Raw genomic sequence first — 19,601 nt, 5'->3', positions numbered from 1 at the left:
CGCGACCGCTTCGTCCAATCCCATTGCGCATGCACCCGAGGATGCCTCGGCGGGTCGCGGGCTTCGCCTGACCCGCCTGATCTGCCGCGACTTCCGCAATCACGCCGACGTCGATCTCGAGGTGAGCCGCCGCTTCGTCGCGCTGGTCGGCGAGAACGGGGCCGGCAAGACCAACCTGTTGGAAGCCGTATCCCTGTTCTCGCCGGGGCGCGGCCTGCGCCGGGCCGATCTCGCGGGCATGGCCCGCATCGGCGGACCGGGCGGCTTCGCCGTGTCGATGACCCTGGCGGCGGGCGAAGGCGAGCACCGGGTCGGCACCGGCTACGAACCGCCCGGCCTCGACGGGCGCGCCGCGCGCCTGTGCCGGATCGACGGCGCGACGGCGCCTTCCCCCGTGGCGTTCTCCGAGTTCCTGCGCGTGGTCTGGCTTACCCCGGATTTCGACGGATTGTTCCGAGGGGCGGCGGGTGACCGCCGCCGCTTCCTCGACCGGCTGGTGCTTGCCGTCGATGCCACCCACGGTGCCCGGGTCAACGCGTTGGAGCGGGCGTTGCGCTCGCGCAACCGCCTCTTGGAGGAGCGGCCCAACGACGGGCAATGGCTGGACGCCATCGAGCGCGAGGTCGCCGAACTTGGGGTTGCCGTGGCGCTCGCCCGGCGCGAGACCACGGAGCGCCTCGACCGGCTCATCGCCGAGGGGCGCGACGATGCCCAGCCCTTCCCCTGGGCGGCGCTCCGCCTCGAAGGCGACCTCGACGATCTCGTCGCCGTCTGGCCGGCGCTGGAGGCCGAAGACCGTTTCCGCATGGCCCTGCGCCAGGGCCGCGCCCGCGACCGCGCGGCCGGCCGTACGCTCAGCGGACCGCAGACCAGCGATCTCGTGGTGCGCCACGGTCCCAAGGACGTGCCCGCCGCCACCGCCTCCACGGGCGAGCAGAAGGCCCTGCTCATCGGGCTCGTTCTGGCCCATGCTCGCCTGGTCCAGGCCATGTGCGGGATCGCCCCCCTGGTCCTGCTGGACGAGGTCGCCGCCCATCTCGACCCGCGCCGCCGCGCCGGCCTGTTCGACGCCCTCGAAGCCCTGTCCGGTCAGGTCTGGATGACGGGGGCCGATCCGGCCCTGTTCGCCGAACTCGACGGACGGGCGGATCTGGTGAAGATCGTCGAGGGGCGCGTCGCCGTGCCTTGAGGCGCCGGTGGGCCATGTCGATCGCGAATCTCCTCCTCTTCGCCGGTATCTACGCCGTTGCGGTGGCCTCTCCCGGTCCTGGCATCGCCGCCCTGGTGGCGCGAGTACTGGCGCGCGGGCCGGTCGGCATCGGGGCCTTCATCGCCGGCTTCGTCGTGGGCGACCTCGTCTGGTTCGGCGTGGCGGCGGCCGGTATGGCCCTCCTCGCACGGTCCCTGGCCGTCGCGTTCGTCGTCCTGAAGTACGCCGGTGCCGTCTATCTCGCGGTTCTCGCCTGGAAAGCCTGGACCGCGCCCTTGGAGCCTATCGAGACCGAGCGCGTGGACGCAGACGGCCGGATACGCCTGTTCTTCTGCGGCCTCGTCCTCACCCTCGGCAACCCGAAGGTGATCCTGTTCTTCCTTGCGCTTCTGCCGGGTGTGGTTGATCTCGATCGCCTGACCCTCCTCGGCTTCGCCGAGATCGGCGCCACGATCGTCGTCGTCTTGAGCGCTGTCTTGTGCGCCTATGCCGGGGCCGCCGACCGCGCCCGGCGGGTCTTCACCTCGATTCGCGCGCGGCGTGCGATCGACCGCAGCGCCGGCACGGTGATGGCGGGCGCGGCGGTCGCCATCGCCACGCGGTGAGCCTCACGCGAGGGCGGATGGAATGTCGGTCTGCGAAAAATCGTTGCCGATGAACAGGAGTGGGACATCACGAGTTTGGGCGCAGGCATAGGCGAAGCAGTCGCCGAGGTTGAGGCGCGCGGGGTGGCCCCTGCCCTTTCCGTAGCGGTGATGCGCGAAGATCGCATGACTTGCGTCTCGGCCATCGATCGGCACGATGGCGATTTCGGATGCTGCTAGAAAGCTGCGGACCTTTTCCTCCGCCTCGGTGGTTGGAATCGTACCGAAACGACTGATCGCCAATGTCGATTCGAAGATCGCGATCGCCGATGTCATCGCGGAACTTGTCTTTTCGAGCCGGTCTACGAGCGCCTCGAAATGGGGACGCGCTGGAGAATCGCTACGATCGCAGATGCGTCGATGAACATCACGGCTCACCGCTGAGATCGTCGTAAAAGGCTTTGTCGGCCTTCAGGCCCGTTCTGGGATAGGCGGCAATCGCATCCTGGATCGGTTTGATGCGTTCCAAAAGCGACGGCTTCGCCTCCCGTCTCGCCAACTCGTTGACGAGCGCCATTCGCACGGCCTCGGTCTTGCTCACCCTTGCCGCTGATGCCAGCGTTTCAGTGAGTTGGTTAACCTCCTCGCTACGGATATTCAGCGCCATCGTACGCCCCTCGTGTAGACGCGTTTACGATGGTGCCTACACGACTTTCGCGCAAGCTACCCATTCCACAAAAACAACCAAAAGTTGAAATCCTGAAGGTAGCGATGAACACTCGCCTCGATGAAGCCCGCGCCGCGTTGAAAACGACCTTCGGCTACGACGATTTCCGCCCCGGCCAGGACGAGGTCATCGGCGCGGTGCTCGACGGGACCGACGTGTTCGCCGTGATGCCGACGGGCTCGGGCAAGTCGATGACCTACCAGCTGCCCGCCCTGGTGGAATCCTCGCTCACGGTGGTGGTCTCTCCCCTGATCGCCCTGATGCACGATCAGGTTCAGCAGATGCTCGGCTTCGGTGTCGCCGCCGCCACCCTCAACTCCTCCGTGCCCGAGGCGACTTCGCGCGAGACCTGGCGCCAGATACGCTCCGGCGATCTGCGCCTCCTCTTCGTCTCACCCGAGCGGCTGATGATGGAAGGGCTGATGGATGCCCTGCGGGGCGCCGGCGTTCGGCGCCTCGCCGTGGACGAGGCCCACTGCGTCTCGCAATGGGGCCACGATTTCCGACCCGAATACCGCGATCTGTCGCGCGCGCGCGAGGCGCTCGGCAACGTCCAGACCGTGGCGCTCACCGCCACCGCCGACAAGGCGACGCGGGCCGACATCACCGAGCGGCTGTTTCCCGCGGGCCGCGAGCTCAAGGCGTTCGTCCATTCCTTCGACCGGCCGAACATCCGCCTGACCTTCGTGCCGAAGGACAACCCCACCCGGCAGATCGAGCGTTTCCTCAAGCACCGCCGCTCCGAGAGCGGAATCATCTACTGCTCCTCGCGAAAGCGTACGGAGCAGCTCGCCGAAAGCCTTGCCAAGGACGGCTTCAACGCCCTGCCTTATCACGCCGGCCTCGACCAAGGCACGCGGATGAAGAACCAGGACACGTTCCTGCAGGAGGACGGCGTGGTGATGACGGCGACCGTCGCCTTCGGCATGGGCATCAACAAGCCCGACGTGCGCTTCGTCTGCCACGCCGACATGCCGTCCAACGTCGAGGGCTACTACCAGGAGATCGGCCGCGCCGGCCGCGACGGCCTGCCCGCCGACACCCTCACCATCTACGGCCTCGACGACATGTCGCTCCGCCGGCGGCAGATCGACGAGAAGGAGGTGCCGGACGAGCGTCGCCGCGTCGAGCGGCGCAAGCTCGAGGCGATGATCGCGCTGTGCGAGGGCGCCACCTGCCGCCGCCAGTCGCTCCTCGGCTATTTCGGCGAGGCGAGCGAGCCGTGCGGACGCTGCGACCTGTGCCGCTCGGGCGTCTCCCTCGTCGACGCCACGGTGCCGGCGCAGAAGCTGCTCTCGGCCATCGTCCGCACCGGCCAGCGCTTCGGGGCGGCCTATGTCTGCGATGTGGTCCACGGCAAGGAATCCGACCCGATCCGCCGCAACGGCCACGCGTCGCTCAAGACCTTCGGGGTCGGCGCCGACAAGCCTGTCGCGGCTTGGCGCGCCATGCTGCGGCAGCTCTTCGCCGCGGGCGCCGTTTCCGAGAACGGCGACGGCTTCGGCGGGCTCTCACTCACCGACAAGGGCGAGGCGATCCTGTTCGGCCGCGAGACCATCCAGATGCGGCCGGACCCCGAGCCGAAGGTCGCCGAGCCGCGCGACCGCAAGCGCGCGGCCTCACGCGACGATGCCAGCCTCGATCTCGACCCGGCCACCGAGGCCCTGTTCCAGCACCTGCGCGGCTTGCGCGCCACCATCGCGCGCGCCGAGGGCATCGCCGCCTTCATGGTGTTCCCCGACCGCACCCTGATCGAGATGGCGCGCTCCAAACCCGTCGATCTCTACGCCCTGCGCACGGTCCACGGCGTCGGCGAGCGCAAGCGCGAAGCCTATGGCGCACGCTTCGTCGAGGCCATCGCCGAGTTCCTGTCGCACGCCCCAGCCGGGTCTTCGTGATGCGGTTTCGCACTCGTCGGACGGGATCTTGATCGTGTAGGGACGGGCGTGGTCGCCGCTGCGACCGCCGAGACCCGCGTTCCATCGCATCATCGGACGGACAGCCCCATCGCTCAGGACGCCCCCTCGGCCGAAACCAGGCCGCGCCACATCTTCTACATGCCGGGCTTCGATCCGCGCGCGCCCGAGACCTACTGGGGCCTGTTCCGTCGCGAGAGTCGTCTGACCGCAGCCCGGCGCGGCATGGCGATCACGGTGGGCGATCCTGAGCGCTCGCCCGACGGCCTGCGCCTCGACTGGAGGGTGGCGGCGGACGGCACCGAGACCCGCTACACCCTGCTGCGCTGGGACGACATCGTCGCCGCCCGGTTTCCCCGTGGGAACACGCGCCGCCTCCTCGCCGTGCCGGCCCTGTGGTGGCGACTCTGGCGCACGGGCTACGTTCGACGCTTCCGTCGCGAGGCGCGACGCTTTTCCCGGGTGATCGTCGGCGTCCACCTCATCTACCTGGCGCTCGTGGTCTTCAGCTTCGGGGCCGCGCTGGGTCTCGTCGGCCTGCTTCCCGACTGGACGCGCCCCTGGTCCTGGCTCTCGGCGCCGGCGCTCGCCTATGCGATCCTCGCCGGACTCATGGCGGTGACGCGGGGAAAGCCGTTCTACGTCGCGCATCTCGTCGACGACACCGCCTTCACCCACGACCATGCCGACGGGCGCGAGGCGCGGATGAATGCGCGCCTCGACGCCTTCGCCGATCTCATCCGGGCGGCGGACGGCCGGGCCGGTGAGATCGTGGTCATCGGCCATTCCTCTTCGAGCTTCCTCGGCATCGAGGTCCTCGACCGGGTGCTCGCCCGCGATCCCGAGTTCGGCCGGCGCGGTACCCCGGTCTCGTTCGTCAGCATCGGCAGCGTGATTCCCTGGATCACCCTCGACCCCCGGGCCGTGGCGATGCGGGCGTCCCTGGCGCGGGTCGCCGCCTGCGATGCCGTCGGCTGGCTCGATGTCCGGGCGAAATGGGACTGGCTCTCCATCCACAAACGCAATCCCCTGAGCGCCTCGCGGGTGCCGGCGCCGATGGCGCACCGGCCGGTGGAAATCCACGTCCGCATCGAGGATCTCATCGAGAAGCGCATCCTCAAGCGGCGCAAGTGGAACCTGTTCCGCATGCACTTCCAGCTGCTCATGTCGAGCCGCGACCCGCACGCGTTCGACTACGTCGCCTTCGTCGCCGGGCCCGAGCCGGTCCACGCCGCGATCCGGCGCTGGCGCGACGGCGCGGAACATCCCAAGGCCCGTGTGACGGAGCAAGGGCCCGTGTGACGGAGGAATCCGCCGTTCCATGAGGTGCATGGAACGGTCGCGCGACGATCGCGTGTTGCCAGGGCGCGCCCTAACGCTCTAGAGCCGTCTCGACCGAGACGGCCGAACTGGATCGTGTCGAGAGGGGCCGCATGTTCCGCAACGATGTTCCGATCACCCCCGAACTGGTGCGCCAGCACGGCCTGACGCCCGACGAGTACGACCGCTTCCGCGGCCTCATCGGGCGCGACCCGACTCTGACCGAGCTCGGCATCGTCTCGGCCATGTGGAACGAGCACTGTTCGTACAAGTCCTCGCGCAAGCACCTGCGCGGCCTGCCGACCAAGGCGCCGTGGGTGATCCAGGGGCCGGGCGAGAATGCCGGCGTCATCGACATCGGCGACGGCCTGGCCTGCGTCTTCAAGATGGAGAGCCACAACCACCCGAGCTTCATCGAGCCCTATCAGGGCGCGACGACGGGCGTGGGCGGCATCCTTCGCGACGTGTTCACCATGGGGGCGCGCCCCATTGCGGCACTCAACGCCCTGCGCTTCGGCTCGCCGGACCATCCGCGCACCCGCCACCTCGTCTCGGGCGTGGTCGCGGGCATCGGCGGCTACGGCAATTCCTTCGGCGTGCCGACGGTGGGCGGCCTCATGGGCTTCCATTCGCGCTACGACGGCAACATCCTCGTCAACGCCATGGCGGTGGGTTTGGCCAAGACCGACGCGATCTTCTACGCGGCGGCCACCGGCGTGGGTAACCCCATCGTCTACCTCGGCTCGAAGACCGGCCGCGACGGCATCCACGGCGCCACCATGGCGTCGGCCGAGTTCGACGACGCCTCGGAATCGAAGCGCCCCACCGTGCAGGTCGGCGACCCCTTCGCCGAGAAGCTGCTGCTGGAGGCCTGCCTCGAACTCATGGCGTCGGGCGCCGTCATCGCCATTCAGGACATGGGGGCCGCCGGCCTCACCTGCTCGGCCGTCGAGATGGGCGCCAAGGGGGATCTCGGCGTCGAGCTCCACATCGAGAAGGTCCCGGCCCGCGAGGCCGGTATGACCGCCTACGAGATGATGCTGTCGGAGAGCCAGGAGCGCATGCTCATGGTCCTCAAGCCCGGCATGGAGGCCGAGGCGCAAGCCATCTTCGTGAAGTGGGGCCTCGATTTCGCGATCATCGGGCACACCACCGACACGCTGCGCTTCGTGGTCAAGCACGACGGCGTGGTGATGGCCGATCTGCCGATCAAGGAACTCGGCGACGAAGCCCCGCTCTACGACCGGCCCCACATCGCCAACACCCACCAGCCGGTGATCCTGGCGGCCGACGTGCCCGAGACCGTGGGCAGCGCGGAGGCCCTGAAGCGCCTCGTCGGCTCGCCGGACCTGTCCTCGAAGCGCTGGGTCTACGAGCAGTACGACCATTTCATCGGCGGCAACACCGTGCAGAAGCCCGGCGGGGATGCGGCCATCGTGCGCGTCGAGGACGGCCCCAAGGGCCTCGCCATGACCGCCGACGTGACGCCGCGCTACTGCGAGGCCGATCCCGTCGAGGGCGGCCGGCAGGCCGTGGCGGAGGCCTGGCGCAACATCACGGCGGTGGGCGGCACGCCGCTCGCCATCACCGACAACCTCAATTTCGGCAACCCCGAGAAGCCCGAGGTGATGGGCCAGCTCGTCGGCTGCCTCAAGGGCATCGGCGAGGCCTGCCTCGCCCTCGACTTCCCCGTCGTGTCCGGCAACGTCTCGCTCTACAACGAGACCAACGGGGTGGGCATCCTGCCGACCCCGACAATCGGCGGCGTCGGCGTCCTCGCCGACGTGACCCGCCACGCCACCCTGGCGCTCAAGCGCGAAGGCGACCTCCTGGTGCTCGTCGGCGACACCGCCGGCTGGCTCGGCCAGTCCGTCTACCTCGCGGTGATCGCCGGCCGCGAGGCGGGCGCGCCGCCGCCCGTCGATCTCGCCGCCGAGCGCCGCAACGGCGATTTCGTGCGCGGCCTCATCGTCTCCGGCCAGGTCGACACCGTGCACGATCTCTCGGATGGCGGCCTCGCCGTCGCCGTGGCCGAGATGGCCATGGCGGGCGGCATCGGCGCGGCACTTCCCGAGGTGCCGGCCGGCATGGCGACGCACGCCTACCTCTTCGGAGAGGATCAGGCCCGCTATCTCCTCGCCGTCGATGCCGAGACCGCGCCCGACCTCCTCTACAGCGCCACGGCGCAGGGGATCGACGCCCTCGTGGTCGGCGTGACGGGGGGCGATCGCATCACCCTGCCGGGCGGCGAATCCATCGCCGTCGCCGACCTGCGCGAAGCCCACGAGGGCTGGTTGCCCGCCTATATGGCGAGCCAGCCCGCCGGCGTTCCCGCATAAATCCCCGCTGTTCAGGAGGACTTCCCATGCCGATGGATGCGCGTGAGATCGAGGCGATGATCCGCGAGGCGCTGCCCGACGCCCGGATCGAGATCAAGGATCTGGCCGGGGACGGCGATCACTACGCCGCCACGGTCCTGTCCGCCGCCTTCAAGGGCAAGACCCGGGTGGCCCAGCACCAGATGGTCTACGGCGCGCTTCAGGGGCGCATGGGGGGCGTGCTCCATGCCCTTGCACTCACCACGGGCGTCCCCCAGGATTGAGGGGCGCCCTTCGCGAAGCGAAGGACCTCACGGGGCGGACCGAATGGACCAGCCGAGCCTCTACGACGACGACATCGTGACCTGGGCCGAGCAGCAGGCGTCGACCCTTCGCGAACTCGCGCGCCGGCCGGACCTGTCGAACATCCTCGATTGGGAGAACGTCGCCGAGGAGATCGAGAGCGTGGGGCGTTCGCAGATCGGTGCCGTGGAGAGCCTGCTGGCACAGACTCTGGCGCATCTGCTCAAACGCTTGTCCGCGCCGGATACTCTTTCCGTAGAGCATTGGCGGAAGGAAGCCGGTACGTTCCAGGTCGCCGCGTTCACCCGCTACGAGCGGTCGATGCGCCAGCGCCTGGACTGGGACAAGATCTGGTCCGTGGCTCAGTCGCAGGCCAAACTAGGCCTGACCACCTATGGGGATACTCTGCTCCCCCATCTGCCCGCCCGATGCCCTCTCGGACCGGACGACCTTCTCGTCGCGCCCTTCGACCTGGATGCCGCTCTCCGCGCCATCGCCGACGCGACGGCCTTGAAATCGACGAATCAATCCTGACCTCAACGGTGACGCACACCGTTCCCGACCATACGAGGATTCCCATGACCGACGCCAACACCGCCATCAAGACCGAGATCGAATCCCAGGACGTGGTCGTGTTCATGAAGGGCACGCCGCAATTTCCCATGTGCGGCTTCTCGGGCCAGGTCGTGCAGATCCTCAACCACCTCGAAGTGCCGTTCAAGGGCGTGAACGTCCTCGACGACATGGCGATCCGCGACGGCATCAAGGCCTTCTCCAATTGGCCGACGATCCCGCAGATCTACGTGAAGGGCGAGTTCGTCGGCGGTTGCGACATCACCCGCGAGATGTTCCAGTCGGGCGAATTGCAGCAGTTCCTGTCCGAGAAGGGCATCCCGGTGAAGGCCGCGACCACGGCCGCCTGAACGGGCACCCGAAACCCTGGAATGGAAAGGGGCGCCGCGGGCGCCCTTTTTCGTGTCCGGCAACGGGTTGGCGCCTCCGGTCGTTGGTGTACCGGCACCACCATCCCGGAGCGATCGACCGATGCACGATGCCATCATCGTCGGTGGCGGACCCGCCGGCCTCAACGCCGCACTCATCCTGGGCCGCTGTCGCCGATCGGTCCTGCTGATCGACTGCGGCGACCCCCGCAACGCCGCGACGCCCCGGACCTGGGGGTTGTTCACCCGCGACGGGACGCCACCCGCCGCCCTGCGGGCGCAGGGGCGGGCCGATCTCGCGCGCTACCCCACCGTGGAATGCCGCACCGCGGAGGTGACGGCGGCGCGCCGCGAGGGTGACGCCTTCGCGGTGGTTCTGGCCGACGGCCAAACGGAAACCGCACGCCGCCTTGTCCTCGCCACGGGGCTGCATCAGGACCTGCCCACGGTCGAGGGGTTCGACACCTACTGGACGCGCGGCGTCCACACCTGCCCGTATTGCGACGGCTACGAGAGCCGCGACCAGCCCCTGGTCGCCTACGGACACGGTCACGCCGGCGTCGGCCTCGCCCTCGAACTCACCGTCTGGAGCCGGGACGTGACCCTGTGCACCGACGACCGGGCCGACAGCCTGTCGGAGGCGGACCGCGCCCGCCTCGACCGCCACGGGATCGGGGTCGCCGACGGCGCCGTGGCGCGCCTGGCGGGGAACGGCGAGCAGGCGGAGCGGCTCGTGTTCGCGGACGGGACCGAGCGGCCGTGCCACGCCGTCTTCCTCACGCCCGGGGGATGCCGCCCGTCCGACCTCATCACGCAACTCGGCTGCGACCTGACGCCGAAGGGCATCGTGCCGACGGGGGATTACGAGGGCACCAACGTGCCCGGCCTCTACGTGGCGGGGGATGCGTCCCGTCGGGTGCAATTCGCCGTGGTGGCGGCGGCCGAAGGCGCGATGGCGGCCTTCGCGATCAACACCGAACTTCTGAAGGACGACGCGGCGTGACCACCATTCGTGATTCGCAGCGGCCCGAATCACCCCCGAGCGAATCGGGCATCTTTGCGGCGCAACGGCGGCAAGCCCATCGACGGCGCCCGTCGGGCCGGCAGGGCGCTGCGGTGCATCATCAGTGATCCGATGTATTCGCGTGCGCGGCCGCACCCAATCAACGGCTCGAACTACGCAAATGTAAATTAATCATCAATCAACACGTGCGCCGGGAACTTATTGGCGTTATCCACGCTTTCTGCCAATGACCGGGTCGCGGCTCCCTTTGGAGACCTCAACGGCGCCGGGTCGGTGAACGCCATGCCAGTGTTCGAAGCCAAGAATCTCGATGCGGAGTTCGAGGGCCACGCCTTCCTCGCCGCGATCCTGCACCCCTCCCAGGAGGCGCAGACACGGGCACTCACGCACGGACGCAACCGCGCCCTGCGCGCCTCGATCATGGCCGACCCGATGACCATCGAGCCGCATTATCCCATGTGCCCCTGCGACGTGGAGATCGAAGCGCAGGCGACCTGAGGCTCGGTCCTCGGCCGGCGCTGAACTGCCTCGACCATCGTGCCCGACCACCGGGGAAATTCGAGCCGCCTGCCCCAGACCGGGACGGCGGCTTTTTCATTGCGAACCGTGCCTCGGAAGGCCGGTACGGCTGACCAAATCCGGCGCAGCCTACCAAGCCTGCGGGGTGATCACGCCCTGGCGGGTCACGACGGCCCAGGCCCGGCCCCGGCGCTCGATGGTCTCGATGCGGCCGACGCCCGGGACCGTATCGCCGATTCCGACCTCGACGAGGCGGCGCTTGCGATCCTCCAGAACCGCGATGCCGTCGTAGACCTCGCGCACGGCCCAGTTGTCGCTGGCAGGCGGCTTCGACGCCGCCTGCGCCTTGGCATCTGCCTGCAACTTGGCTTCGGCCTGGATCTTGGCTTCGGCCAGGACCTTGTCGGCCTGGAATCTGTCGGTCTGGACCTTGGCGTCCGGAAGCGATCCGGTGACCGTGGGCTCCGGCTTCACGGCGGCCGGTGCCGTTGAGGCGCTTCGCTTCTCGACCTGGGCGGTCAGGGTCGCGAGGCGCCCGGCCTGGTCCTTCTCGGTCTGTTCGAAGCGTTCGCTCAGGGTCGCGAACTTGGCGGCGAGGGTCTGTTCCGTCCGGGCGACGCGATCGACCACGGCGGTGCTGCGGGTCCGCGCCTCCGAGCGGGCCGCGTCGACGGTCTCCTGCGTGTGCGCGACGGCCTTGCCGACCTGCCCAAGGGCCGTGGTCAGCCGTTCGGTCTCGGCCTGCGCCGCGCCGAGCTGGCGCTGGATGTAGGCCATCGCCCCCGTCGCACGGTCGTCGCCCGTCGCCGCGAGGCGGCTCGCGCCGGCGCCGACGACCCCCCCGAGGAGCAGGGCCGCCCCGACGAGGCCGGCGAGACGCGGATCGATCCGGCGAAAGGCAGGCACCGCTGCGCCCAAGCCCGAGGTGTTCCCGAGCGCGGCGTCCCCCGTGGCGGGCTTGGCCGCAGCCTTCGTCCTGGCGCCCATCACCGCCCGCTTGAGCAGGGCTTCCGGCGAGGTGTCCGACGCCGTTCCGACCGTGTCCGTCATGACCAATGCTTCCCGAAGATGTCAGGAAGCATTGGTTAAGCATGCTTGTTTACGGAAGGGTTACCAAGGTGGGCCCGTCCATCAGGCGGCCAGCCCTCGCTTGCGCAGGAGCGGGTCGATGCTGGGCAGCCGCCCGCGGAAGGCCGTGTAGGCCTCGCCCGGATCGCGCAGGTTGCCGGCGCCGTAGACGAACTTGCGCAGACGCGCCGCCGTCTCCGGATGGAAGATGTCCCCGGCTTCGCGGAACGCGTCGAAGGCGTCGGCGTCGAGCACCTCCGACCACAGGTAGCTGTAATAGCCCGCCGCGTAGCCGTCCCCGGAGAAGATGTGGGCGAAGTGCGGGGTCCGGTGCCGCATGGCGATCTCGGCCGGCATGGCGATGCGCTTGAGGGCATCCGCCTCGAAGGCCAGCACGTCGAGGCCGGCCTCGCCGGCATTCGACAGGTGCAGGGTCATGTCGACGATGGCCGACGACGTGTACTCGATGGTGGCGAAACCCTGGTTGAAGGTGCGGGCCGCGAGCAGGCGCTTCAGCAGGTCTTCGGGCATCGGCTCGCCGGTGCGGTGGTGGCGGGCGTGCCGGCGCAGCACCTCGGGCTGTTCGAGCCAGTGCTCGTAGAGCTGCGACGGCAGCTCGACGAAATCACCCGCCACCGCCGTGCCGGCCAGCAGCGGATAGGTCACGTCGGAGAGGAGCCCGTGCAGGGCGTGGCCGAATTCGTGGAACAGGGTGCGGGCGTCGTCGAAGGACAGCAGCGTCGCCTCGCCCTCGGGGGCTTTGGCGAAGTTCATCACGTTGACGATGATCGGCCGGACCGTGCCGGCGAGGCGCTCCTGCGAGCGGAAGGCGCTCATCCAGGCGCCGCTGCGCTTCGACGCGCGGGCGAAGTAGTCGCCCAGGAACACGCCGACGTCCGAGCCGTCGGCGTCGCGCACGGCCCAGGCGCGCACGTCCGGGTGGTAGCGCGGCACGTCCGCGAGTTCCTCGAACTGCAGCCCGAACAGGCGCGTCGCCGTGTCGAAGGCGGCCGCGATGACCCCGTCGAGGGGCAGGTAAGGCTTGATCTCGCCCTCGTCGAGATCGTGCTCGGCCCGGCGCAGCTTCTCGGCGTAGTGGCGCCAATCGTGGCGGGCGAGGCTGAAGTTGTGCCCCTCCGCCTGGACCAGCCCCTGGAGCCGGTCGCGCTCGGCCGCCGCCTGCTGGTGGGCCGGCGTCCAGACGTTGCGCAGGAGGTCCATGGCGTTGTCGGGGGTGCCCGCCATGGTGTCGGCGAGCTTGAAGTGGGCGAAGCTGTCGAAACCGAGGAGGCGAGCGCGCTCGGCGCGGAGCGCCACGATCTCCGCGATGATGCCGCGGTTGTCGGTCTCGCCCCCGGTCTCGCCGCGCTTCGACCACGCCTCGTAGGCGCGCTCGCGCAGGTCCCGGCGGGTGGAGAACACCAGGAAGGGCTCGATGAGGGAGCGCGACAGGGTGATGACGTGGCCGTGCTTGCCCCCGCGCTCCTTCGCGGCGGCGGCGGCGGCATCGCGCAGGAAGTCGGGCAGGCCGGCGAGATCGTCGGCGCCGTCGAGGGGCAGGGCGAAGGCGCCCTCGTCGGCGAGCAGGTTCTGGCTGAAGCTGGTGCCGAGCTCCGCCATGCGGCCGGCGATCTCGGCCATGCGGGTCTTGGCCTCGGGGGCGAGGTCGGCGCCGGAGCGGCGGAAGCGCGTGCGGTAGCGGTCGAGCACCCGGCGCTCCTCCGGCCCGAGATCCTCGGCGTCGGCATCGACGGCGGAGATGCGGGCCCAGAGATCCGGGTTGAGGTAGATGGCGCTGCCGTGGCGGGCGAGGCGCGGGGTGATGGCGCGCTCCACCGCCTGGAGGTCGGGGTTGGTGTGGCTGCCGCTGAGGTTGAAGAACACGCCCGCGACCCGGTCGAGGGCGTGGCCGGCCCGCTCCAGGGCACCGACGGTGTTGTCGAAGCGCGGCGCCTCGGGGTTCTTGGCGATGGCGTCGATCTCGGAATTGTGGGCGGCGAGCGCCGCCTCGAAGGCCGGGAGGTAATGGGCGGGCGCGATGCGCTCGAACGGCGGCAGGCCGTGGGGCGTCGCCCAGTCGCGCTCGGCGAAGGGGCCGAGGGAGGCGGTGGACGTCGAGGGGGTACCGGCGGTCATGGTCATCCTGGGTCTATGGGCTCGGACGTGTCGGCCGCACGGTAGGCCCAAGTCCGGCGCGCGCAAGTCCGGCGCGCGCGAGGTCCGACGGTCGCGTGCGCGAGGCCGATGGTGCGCGGCTGTTGCGGCCCTGCCCTTGTCCCGGGGCGCCGATGCGCCGATCGTGCGGGCACCGTCGACCGCCTTGCAGGGTCAAGGTCCGGACAGGATTGGAACCGGATGCCCGCGCCCTCGCCCAAAGCCGCACCGGCCCTGTTCCGCTGCGGCCTCGTGATGCTGGCGCTCTGCGGGGGCGCCCGCGCGCAAGCCGAGACGGCGATCCCGGTGCCACCGCCGGCACCGCCGGCCCGCCCGGCGGAGCTCGTGACCGGTCCGCCCGAGCCCGGCCCGTCCCTCGACGCGCCGCGTCCGCCCGAGCGCCCGCCGGAACTGACCACCCCGGCCGTGAAGGCGCCCGAGATCAAGCCGGACGACACCAAGCCCGCGGAAACCAAAGCTTCCGAGACCAAACCCGCCGAGACCAAACCGGCAGAGCCCACGCCCCTGCCCCCGGCGCGTCCGCCCGAACTCTCCGGCGAGGCGGCCCTCGCCGTGACGGTCGCGGCGGCCGACGACACCGCCTGCCGCCAGCGCCTCGAGCGCCTCGGCGCCCGCTTCGAACCCGTGCCCGCCCTCTCGGACGGGCAGTGCGGCGCGGCACGGCCCCTGAAGATCACGGCGCTCGCGGGCGACCTCGCCCTGAACCCGCCCGCCACCCTCGTGTGCGGCGCCGCCGAGGCCCTGGCGCGCTGGGCCACGGAAGCGCAGACCCTGGCCGAGCGCGACCTGTCGCAGCCGCTCAAGGGCCTGAGCCTCGGCACCACCTACCTTTGCCGGGGCCAGAACCACGATCCCGACGCCAAGCTGAGCGAGCACGCCTTCGCCAACGGCATCGACGTCATGGGCTTCACCTTCGCGAACCGCGCCGTCATCGCCGTAGCCCCCCTGCCCGAGGGCACGCCGGAGGCGGCCTTCCTCGCCCATGCCCGTGCCAAGGCGTGCGGCTTCTTCCGCACGGTCCTGGGGCCGGGCACGGACGCGGCGCACGCCAACCACTTCCACCTCGACGAACGCGAACGTACCGCCGGCCACCGCCTCTGCCAATAATTCCCATCGGCGGAACGGCTTGCGGTCGGTCACGCTTGTTCCGGCGCGTGGGCGACGGCGCCCCGGGCAGGATGCGGACGCTGGACGATGCGTAGATTTTCGATGATGGGCGGCGTCTCTCTGCTGGCCCTGGCCTGCCTCGCCGGCGGCGTGGCGGCGGCTCCGGACAAACAAGCCGCCGGCCAGGAAGCCCTCGGTAAGGAAGCTCCCGGCAAAGTCGACGCGGCTTCGTCGGCCCTCACCCGCGACGCCATCGAGGCCGCCGCCCCGGCATCCGCCAGCAAGTCTTCCGACACAAAGCCCTCCGACGGCGAAAAAGTCCGTAACGAAAAGGTCCGGACTAAGAAGACCGCCAAGGCCGACGACAAGCGGCCCGATCCGCTTCTGGTGAAGGTGCAGGTTCTCCTCGACCGGGCACGGTTCTCCCCCGGCGCCATCGACGGGCGCGACGGCGAGAACATGCGCGGCGCCCTCGCGGCCTTCGCCACGGCCAACGGCCTGCCGGCCACCGAGGCGGTGAACGCGGAGGTGTTCGAGAAGCTCGCGGCGACCAGCACCGAGCCGGTGACGGCCGAGTACACCCTGACGGAGGCCGACGTGGCGGGGCCCTACGTGGCCACGATCCCGCCCAAGATGGAGCGCCAAGCGGACCTCGAGGCCCTGTCCTACACCAACCCGCGCGAGATGCTGGCCGAGCGGTTCCACATGGCCCGCGCCCTGCTCGTGGCCCTTAACCCCGACAAGCCCCTCGACAAGGCCGGTACGGTGATAACCGTCGCGGCGGTACCGGCCCTGGAGACGGGCAAGCCCAGACCGGACGAGAAATCCAAACCGGAAGAAAAATCCAAGGCCGACGATAAATCCAAGGCCGACGACACGTCGAAATCCGAGGACAGGCCGACGAAGGACGTCGCCCGCATCACCGTCGACAAGACCACCCGGCACGTGCGTGCCTTCGACAAGGCCGGCAAGCTTCTGGCGTTCTATCCGGCCTCCATCGGCAGCGCCGAGAAGCCGGCGCCGTCGGGCAACACCAAGGTGAAGGGCGTCGCCTTCGCGCCGACCTACACCTACAACCCGAAATACGCGTTCAAGGGCGTGAAGACGAAGGAGAAGTTCACGATTCCCCCTGGCCCCAACAATCCCGTGGGCGTGGTCTGGATCGACCTCGCGATCCCGTCCTACGGCATCCACGGCACGCCGGAGCCCGAGAAAGTCGGCAAGACCGAATCGCACGGCTGCATTCGCCTTACGAACTGGGATGCGCGCAGCCTCGCCCTGCGCGTCGCCCCGGGCACCGAGGTGGCGTTCAAGGACGATTGATCCGGAACGCCGCCGCCAGCCCGAGCAGGGCGGCGTCGCCGAGGAAGGCCAGGGCAGCCGTGGCAGCGGCCCCCTGGAGCATCGGCACGGTGTTCTGGTTCTGCAACCCGGCGACGATGGGGGTGCCGAGGGTGGAGGCGCCCGCGAGCGCCCCCACGGCGGCGGTGGCCACCGCCAGCACCAGGGCCGTGCGCAGGGTCTCGACGATCTCGGGTGCGGCAAGGGGCAGCTCGACGGAGAACAGGATCTGCCGGCGGGTCATCCCCATGGCCTCCGCCGCCGCCATGGCGTCGCGCGAGACCGCCTCCAGGGCGCCCACGGTGCCGCGCAGGGCCGGCATCACCCCGTAGGCCACGAGTGCCAGCAGGGTCGGCGGTCCGCCGAACCCGAGGATCGGCAGGGCGAGGGCCACCACCACCACGGGCGGCACCGCCTGCGCGCCGGCCGCGAGGCCGTCGATGGCGGGACGGAAGGCGGCGCCGGCCCGGCGGGTCGCCAGGATGCCGAGGCCGAGCCCGAGGGTCGTCACCAGCCCGAGGCCGGTCCCCGCGAGCACGAGGTGCTGCACGGCGAGGGCGAGGAGGCGGTCGAAATCCAGCGCCCGGCGCGGTGCCTCGCCGAGGAGTTTCGCGAGTTCGGTCGCGACGCTCGGATGGCTGACGGCCGCCAGGACGAGGCCGATGAGGCCGATGGGCACCATGCGCCGCAGCCTCATGCGGGCGCTCCGACGCGCATCCGGTCTTCCACGGCGCTCAACGCCCGCTCGGCGACCAGGGACAGGGCGATCACCGGCACGGCGCCGAGGAGGATGAGGTCGGGGGCGAACTGCGCCATGCCGTCGAACACGATGCGGCCGAGGCCGCCGGCGCCGATGAGGGCGCCGAGGGTGGCGAGGCCGATGGCCTGGACCGCAGCGACCCGCAGGGCGCCGACGAGTTGCGGCGCGCCCAGCGGCAGGCGCAGGCGTACGAGGATCTGTGCGTCCGTGAGACCCAACGCCCGCGCCGCGTCGAGGCTGTCGGGGTCGGGCGCCCGCAACGCCGAAGCGAGGCCGCGCCACAGGGGCAGGAGCAGGTAGCCCGCGATGCCGACCGCGGCCGGTCCCGGCCCGAGGGCGGAGAGGCCGAGTTCGCGCAACGCCGGCACCGCCCGCAGGAGGCCGCCGGTGAGTGCCACCAGGGCGCCGAGCAGGGCCACCGCCGGCACCACCTGAAGCCCGCCGACCACGATTCCGACGAGATCCTGGCCGCGCCGCCACAGGGAGAGCGCGATCGTCACGGGGATCGCCAGCGCGAGGGCGCCGCCCGCCAGGGCGAGGTGCTCGACGAAGGCGGCGTGCAGGGCCGCGCGCCGGCCCGCATACTCGACGGCGAGCGACAGGGCCGCGAAGGTGCCGGCCCGCCCGGCCACGATCAGTCCGACCCCGACGAGACACACGATGCCGAGCCCGAGGCCGGGACGGCGTCCGCGTTGGACGGCGACCCCGAGGGCCGCGGCGAGCAGGGCGGCGGCGAGCCACGCCCCGGCGCCGAGGCCGGCCCGCGCCGCCGGAGGCTCGCCCGCCATCCGCAGGGCGGCGCCGTGTCCGATTCCCCAGGCGAGGAGCCCGGCGGCGGCGAGGAGCAGGGCCAGGGCGACGGCACCGGCCCGGCGTCCGGATGCGGATGCCAGGAGGCCCGCCGCGGGGGCGGACAGGGCGAGCACCCCCGGCAGAGCGGGCCCGAGACCGGCCCAGCCGGCCACCGGAACGCCGGGGACCAGACGATTGGCCGCGATGGTGAGGAGCGGCCCGTGGACGAGGGCTGCCCCGAGGCCGACGAACCAGGCGAGCGCCAGCACAGCCGGCAATCCGCGCGCGGCACTGGCCGCGTGTCCGTGGGTCTGTCCGGGGGCGCTCATCTCAGGAACCCGCGCTCCGTCAGGTAGGTGCGCGCCACGGTCTCGGCCACGACGCCCTCCACGGTGATGCGGGCGTTGAGCCCGCGCAGGGTCGGGGCGTCGAGGCCGGTGAAGATGCGGGCGAGGGCGGGGCGGATCTCGGGGTGGCGGGAGAGGGTCTCGGCCCGGATCACCGGCGCGACCTCGTAGACGATCTGCGCACCCTTCGGGTCCTCCATCACCACGAGGTCGAGGGCATCGAGGGCCCCGTCCGTGCCGTAGACCATGCCGGCATCGACGCCGCTGATCCCCTGCGCCGCCGCGCGGGCCGTCACCGCCGTGTCGCCGCCCGGCAGGCTGACGATGCGATCCAGCGGCATCCGGAACCCGTAGGCGGCCTCGAAGGACGGCAGGGCGGCGGGGCTCTCGACGAACTCCGTCGAGGCGGCGAGCCGGATCAGGCCCCGCCCCACGGCCCGGGCGAAATCCGCCATGGTGGCGAGCCCTTCGCGCCGGGCGAGGGCACCGTTCACGGCGATGAGCCAGGTGTTGTTGGCCGGCGCCCGATCGAGCCAGACGAGGCCGCGGCCCGCATCCGCGCGGGCGATGGCGGCGAACGCCCCGTCCGGCGTCTTCCAGGCTGGGTCGGACACCGTATCGGTGAAGAACGCCCCGTTGCCGGTGTACTCGGGATAGAGGTCGACCTCGCCCGACAGCAGGGCGTTGCGCACGATCAGCGTCGGGCCGAGGCCGAGCTTCGTCACCACCGCCAGGCCGAGGGCTTCGAGCGCCAGGGCGATCATCGCCCCCGTCAGCGCCCCCTCCGTGTCGCTTTTGGAGGCGACGACGAGGGGGGCAGCGCTCCGCGCCGGTCGTGACGGGGCAACGGCCGCCCCCGCAAGCCCCGCGAGCAGGGTGCGCCGGTCGAGGACGTGTGGGCGAGGTGGAAACCGTTCCGACATAAATCCCTTCACCCCCGGTGCGGGGATCCTTTTTCGGCCGGCTGAGACGCAAATGTATCACTTCGTAACATCAACGTCTTTCGGCGTCGTCCGGAGCCGGGGAAGCGCTTGACACGCTCGGCGGAACGGGCGACGGCTCGCTTCGTCCCGGAACGGCCCACGCCGTACCGGATCTTCGGCAATGTTGTCGCGCTCGCGGTCGAGGGTGGAAGCACCTGCGCCGAGG

The 19,601-nt window shown here is 70.5% G+C and carries 19 protein-coding genes; 12 read left to right on the top strand and 7 right to left on the bottom strand.

What is annotated here, in order from left to right; all coding sequences use genetic code 11:
* The first annotated feature begins 22 nt into the window (after positions 1-22).
* Both recF and ASF25_RS12810 read left to right on the top strand, forming a co-directional pair.
* On the top strand, positions 23-1,189 hold the full coding sequence (recF, locus tag ASF25_RS12815) for a DNA replication/repair protein RecF (protein WP_056305256.1): 1,167 nt from the start codon (positions 23-25) through the stop codon (positions 1,187-1,189).
* Between the two features lie 14 nt (positions 1,190-1,203).
* Positions 1,204-1,815: a LysE family translocator gene (locus ASF25_RS12810; RefSeq protein WP_056305033.1), complete on the top strand. Its 612-nt coding sequence runs from the start codon at positions 1,204-1,206 to the stop codon at positions 1,813-1,815.
* A 3-nt stretch (positions 1,816-1,818) separates the two neighbouring features.
* On the opposite strand, the gene ASF25_RS12805 is transcribed toward ASF25_RS12810, so the two are convergent.
* Complete coding sequence (locus ASF25_RS12805) at positions 1,819-2,232, bottom strand: type II toxin-antitoxin system VapC family toxin (protein WP_244473007.1); 414 nt, start codon at positions 2,230-2,232, stop codon at positions 1,819-1,821.
* Entirely contained in the window at positions 2,222-2,461 is a 240-nt protein-coding gene (locus ASF25_RS12800) for a type II toxin-antitoxin system VapB family antitoxin (protein ID WP_056305032.1), read from the bottom strand. Before ASF25_RS12800 ends, ASF25_RS12805 begins: the two co-directional genes overlap by 11 nt.
* Positions 2,462-2,565: 104 nt before the next feature.
* Here ASF25_RS12800 and recQ point away from each other — a divergent pair, with 104 nt between their 5' ends.
* From recQ to ASF25_RS12760, 8 genes are all read left to right on the top strand, one after another.
* Entirely contained in the window at positions 2,566-4,419 is a 1,854-nt protein-coding gene (gene recQ / locus ASF25_RS12795; RefSeq protein ID WP_056175561.1) for a DNA helicase RecQ, read from the top strand.
* A gap of 159 nt (positions 4,420-4,578) precedes the next feature.
* Positions 4,579-5,739, top strand: a complete 1,161-nt coding sequence (locus tag ASF25_RS12790; protein WP_056305254.1) for a hypothetical protein — start codon at positions 4,579-4,581, stop codon at positions 5,737-5,739.
* Between the two features lie 131 nt (positions 5,740-5,870).
* Entirely contained in the window at positions 5,871-8,096 is a 2,226-nt protein-coding gene (purL, locus tag ASF25_RS12785; protein WP_056305029.1) for a phosphoribosylformylglycinamidine synthase subunit PurL, read from the top strand.
* 26 nt (positions 8,097-8,122) lie between these two features.
* The gene (locus ASF25_RS12780; protein ID WP_056095688.1) at positions 8,123-8,359 is read left to right on the top strand and encodes a BolA family transcriptional regulator; all 237 of its coding nucleotides are present in this window, start codon (positions 8,123-8,125) and stop codon (positions 8,357-8,359) included.
* Between the two features lie 43 nt (positions 8,360-8,402).
* A complete protein-coding gene (locus tag ASF25_RS12775) occupies positions 8,403-8,912 on the top strand; it encodes a DUF29 domain-containing protein (RefSeq protein WP_056175566.1) in 510 nt (169 codons plus the stop codon).
* Positions 8,913-8,956: 44 nt separating this feature from the next.
* A complete protein-coding gene (gene grxD / locus ASF25_RS12770; RefSeq protein WP_056175569.1) occupies positions 8,957-9,301 on the top strand; it encodes a Grx4 family monothiol glutaredoxin in 345 nt (114 codons plus the stop codon).
* A 121-nt stretch (positions 9,302-9,422) separates the two neighbouring features.
* Entirely contained in the window at positions 9,423-10,322 is a 900-nt protein-coding gene (locus ASF25_RS12765; RefSeq protein ID WP_056305027.1) for an NAD(P)/FAD-dependent oxidoreductase, read from the top strand.
* Positions 10,323-10,625: 303 nt separating this feature from the next.
* On the top strand, positions 10,626-10,841 hold the full coding sequence (locus ASF25_RS12760; protein WP_056175574.1) for a hypothetical protein: 216 nt from the start codon (positions 10,626-10,628) through the stop codon (positions 10,839-10,841).
* A gap of 150 nt (positions 10,842-10,991) precedes the next feature.
* Here the strand turns inward: ASF25_RS12760 and ASF25_RS12755 are convergent, their stop codons facing one another.
* Positions 10,992-11,912 (bottom strand): hypothetical protein, encoded by a 921-nt coding sequence (locus ASF25_RS12755; protein ID WP_056305025.1) that lies wholly within the window; start codon positions 11,910-11,912, stop codon positions 10,992-10,994.
* An 81-nt stretch (positions 11,913-11,993) separates the two neighbouring features.
* Positions 11,994-14,066 (bottom strand): M3 family metallopeptidase, encoded by a 2,073-nt coding sequence (locus tag ASF25_RS12750; protein ID WP_244473006.1) that lies wholly within the window; start codon positions 14,064-14,066, stop codon positions 11,994-11,996.
* Positions 14,067-14,339: 273 nt separating this feature from the next.
* On the opposite strand from ASF25_RS12750, the gene ASF25_RS12745 reads away from it, so the two are divergent.
* Positions 14,340-15,212 carry an extensin family protein gene (locus ASF25_RS12745; RefSeq protein WP_056175707.1) on the top strand — a complete coding sequence of 291 codons (873 nt, stop codon included), beginning with the start codon at positions 14,340-14,342 and terminating at the stop codon, positions 15,210-15,212.
* Positions 15,213-15,299: 87 nt separating this feature from the next.
* Positions 15,300-16,535, top strand: a complete 1,236-nt coding sequence (locus tag ASF25_RS12740) for a L,D-transpeptidase (protein ID WP_056175581.1) — start codon at positions 15,300-15,302, stop codon at positions 16,533-16,535.
* On the opposite strand, the gene ASF25_RS12735 is transcribed toward ASF25_RS12740, so the two are convergent.
* From ASF25_RS12735 to ASF25_RS12725, 3 genes are read right to left on the bottom strand one after another with little or no spacing between them, the layout of a single operon-like run.
* Positions 16,522-17,250: an ABC transporter permease subunit gene (locus ASF25_RS12735; protein WP_056305023.1), complete on the bottom strand. Its 729-nt coding sequence runs from the start codon at positions 17,248-17,250 to the stop codon at positions 16,522-16,524. The two genes, ASF25_RS12740 and ASF25_RS12735, sit on opposite strands and share 14 nt — an antisense overlap.
* Positions 17,247-18,434: an ABC transporter permease subunit gene (locus tag ASF25_RS12730; RefSeq protein ID WP_056305022.1), complete on the bottom strand. Its 1,188-nt coding sequence runs from the start codon at positions 18,432-18,434 to the stop codon at positions 17,247-17,249. Before ASF25_RS12730 ends, ASF25_RS12735 begins: the two co-directional genes overlap by 4 nt.
* Complete coding sequence (locus ASF25_RS12725; protein WP_056305019.1) at positions 18,431-19,375, bottom strand: glycine betaine ABC transporter substrate-binding protein; 945 nt, start codon at positions 19,373-19,375, stop codon at positions 18,431-18,433. The genes ASF25_RS12730 and ASF25_RS12725 overlap by 4 nt, the downstream gene beginning before the upstream one ends.
* Positions 19,376-19,601 lie beyond the last annotated feature (226 nt).

This window comes from Methylobacterium sp. Leaf100 (genome assembly GCF_001422845.1).
GTDB lineage: Bacteria > Pseudomonadota > Alphaproteobacteria > Rhizobiales > Beijerinckiaceae > Methylobacterium.
The sequence above is the reverse complement of the archived record's forward strand: the minus strand, read 5'-3'. Positions and strand labels throughout refer to the sequence as shown.

Coding starts and splice junctions, on each gene's coding strand:
- ASF25_RS12760 (WP_056175574.1), top strand. CDS start 10,626: ATGCCAGTGTTCGAAGCCAAGAATCTCGATGCGGAGTTCGAGGGCCAC.
- ASF25_RS12755 (WP_056305025.1), bottom strand. CDS start 11,912: ATGACGGACACGGTCGGAACGGCGTCGGACACCTCGCCGGAAGCCCTG.
- ASF25_RS12725 (WP_056305019.1), bottom strand. CDS start 19,375: ATGTCGGAACGGTTTCCACCTCGCCCACACGTCCTCGACCGGCGCACC.
- ASF25_RS12790 (WP_056305254.1), top strand. CDS start 4,579: ATGCCGGGCTTCGATCCGCGCGCGCCCGAGACCTACTGGGGCCTGTTC.
- ASF25_RS12745 (WP_056175707.1), top strand. CDS start 14,340: ATGCTGGCGCTCTGCGGGGGCGCCCGCGCGCAAGCCGAGACGGCGATC.
- ASF25_RS12750 (WP_244473006.1), bottom strand. CDS start 14,066: ATGACCGCCGGTACCCCCTCGACGTCCACCGCCTCCCTCGGCCCCTTC.
- ASF25_RS12780 (WP_056095688.1), top strand. CDS start 8,123: ATGCCGATGGATGCGCGTGAGATCGAGGCGATGATCCGCGAGGCGCTG.
- ASF25_RS12765 (WP_056305027.1), top strand. CDS start 9,423: ATGCACGATGCCATCATCGTCGGTGGCGGACCCGCCGGCCTCAACGCC.
- recQ (WP_056175561.1), top strand. CDS start 2,566: ATGAACACTCGCCTCGATGAAGCCCGCGCCGCGTTGAAAACGACCTTC.
- ASF25_RS12735 (WP_056305023.1), bottom strand. CDS start 17,250: ATGAGGCTGCGGCGCATGGTGCCCATCGGCCTCATCGGCCTCGTCCTG.
- ASF25_RS12740 (WP_056175581.1), top strand. CDS start 15,300: ATGCGTAGATTTTCGATGATGGGCGGCGTCTCTCTGCTGGCCCTGGCC.
- ASF25_RS12810 (WP_056305033.1), top strand. CDS start 1,204: ATGTCGATCGCGAATCTCCTCCTCTTCGCCGGTATCTACGCCGTTGCG.
- ASF25_RS12775 (WP_056175566.1), top strand. CDS start 8,403: ATGGACCAGCCGAGCCTCTACGACGACGACATCGTGACCTGGGCCGAG.
- ASF25_RS12730 (WP_056305022.1), bottom strand. CDS start 18,434: ATGAGCGCCCCCGGACAGACCCACGGACACGCGGCCAGTGCCGCGCGC.
- grxD (WP_056175569.1), top strand. CDS start 8,957: ATGACCGACGCCAACACCGCCATCAAGACCGAGATCGAATCCCAGGAC.
- ASF25_RS12800 (WP_056305032.1), bottom strand. CDS start 2,461: ATGGCGCTGAATATCCGTAGCGAGGAGGTTAACCAACTCACTGAAACG.
- purL (WP_056305029.1), top strand. CDS start 5,871: ATGTTCCGCAACGATGTTCCGATCACCCCCGAACTGGTGCGCCAGCAC.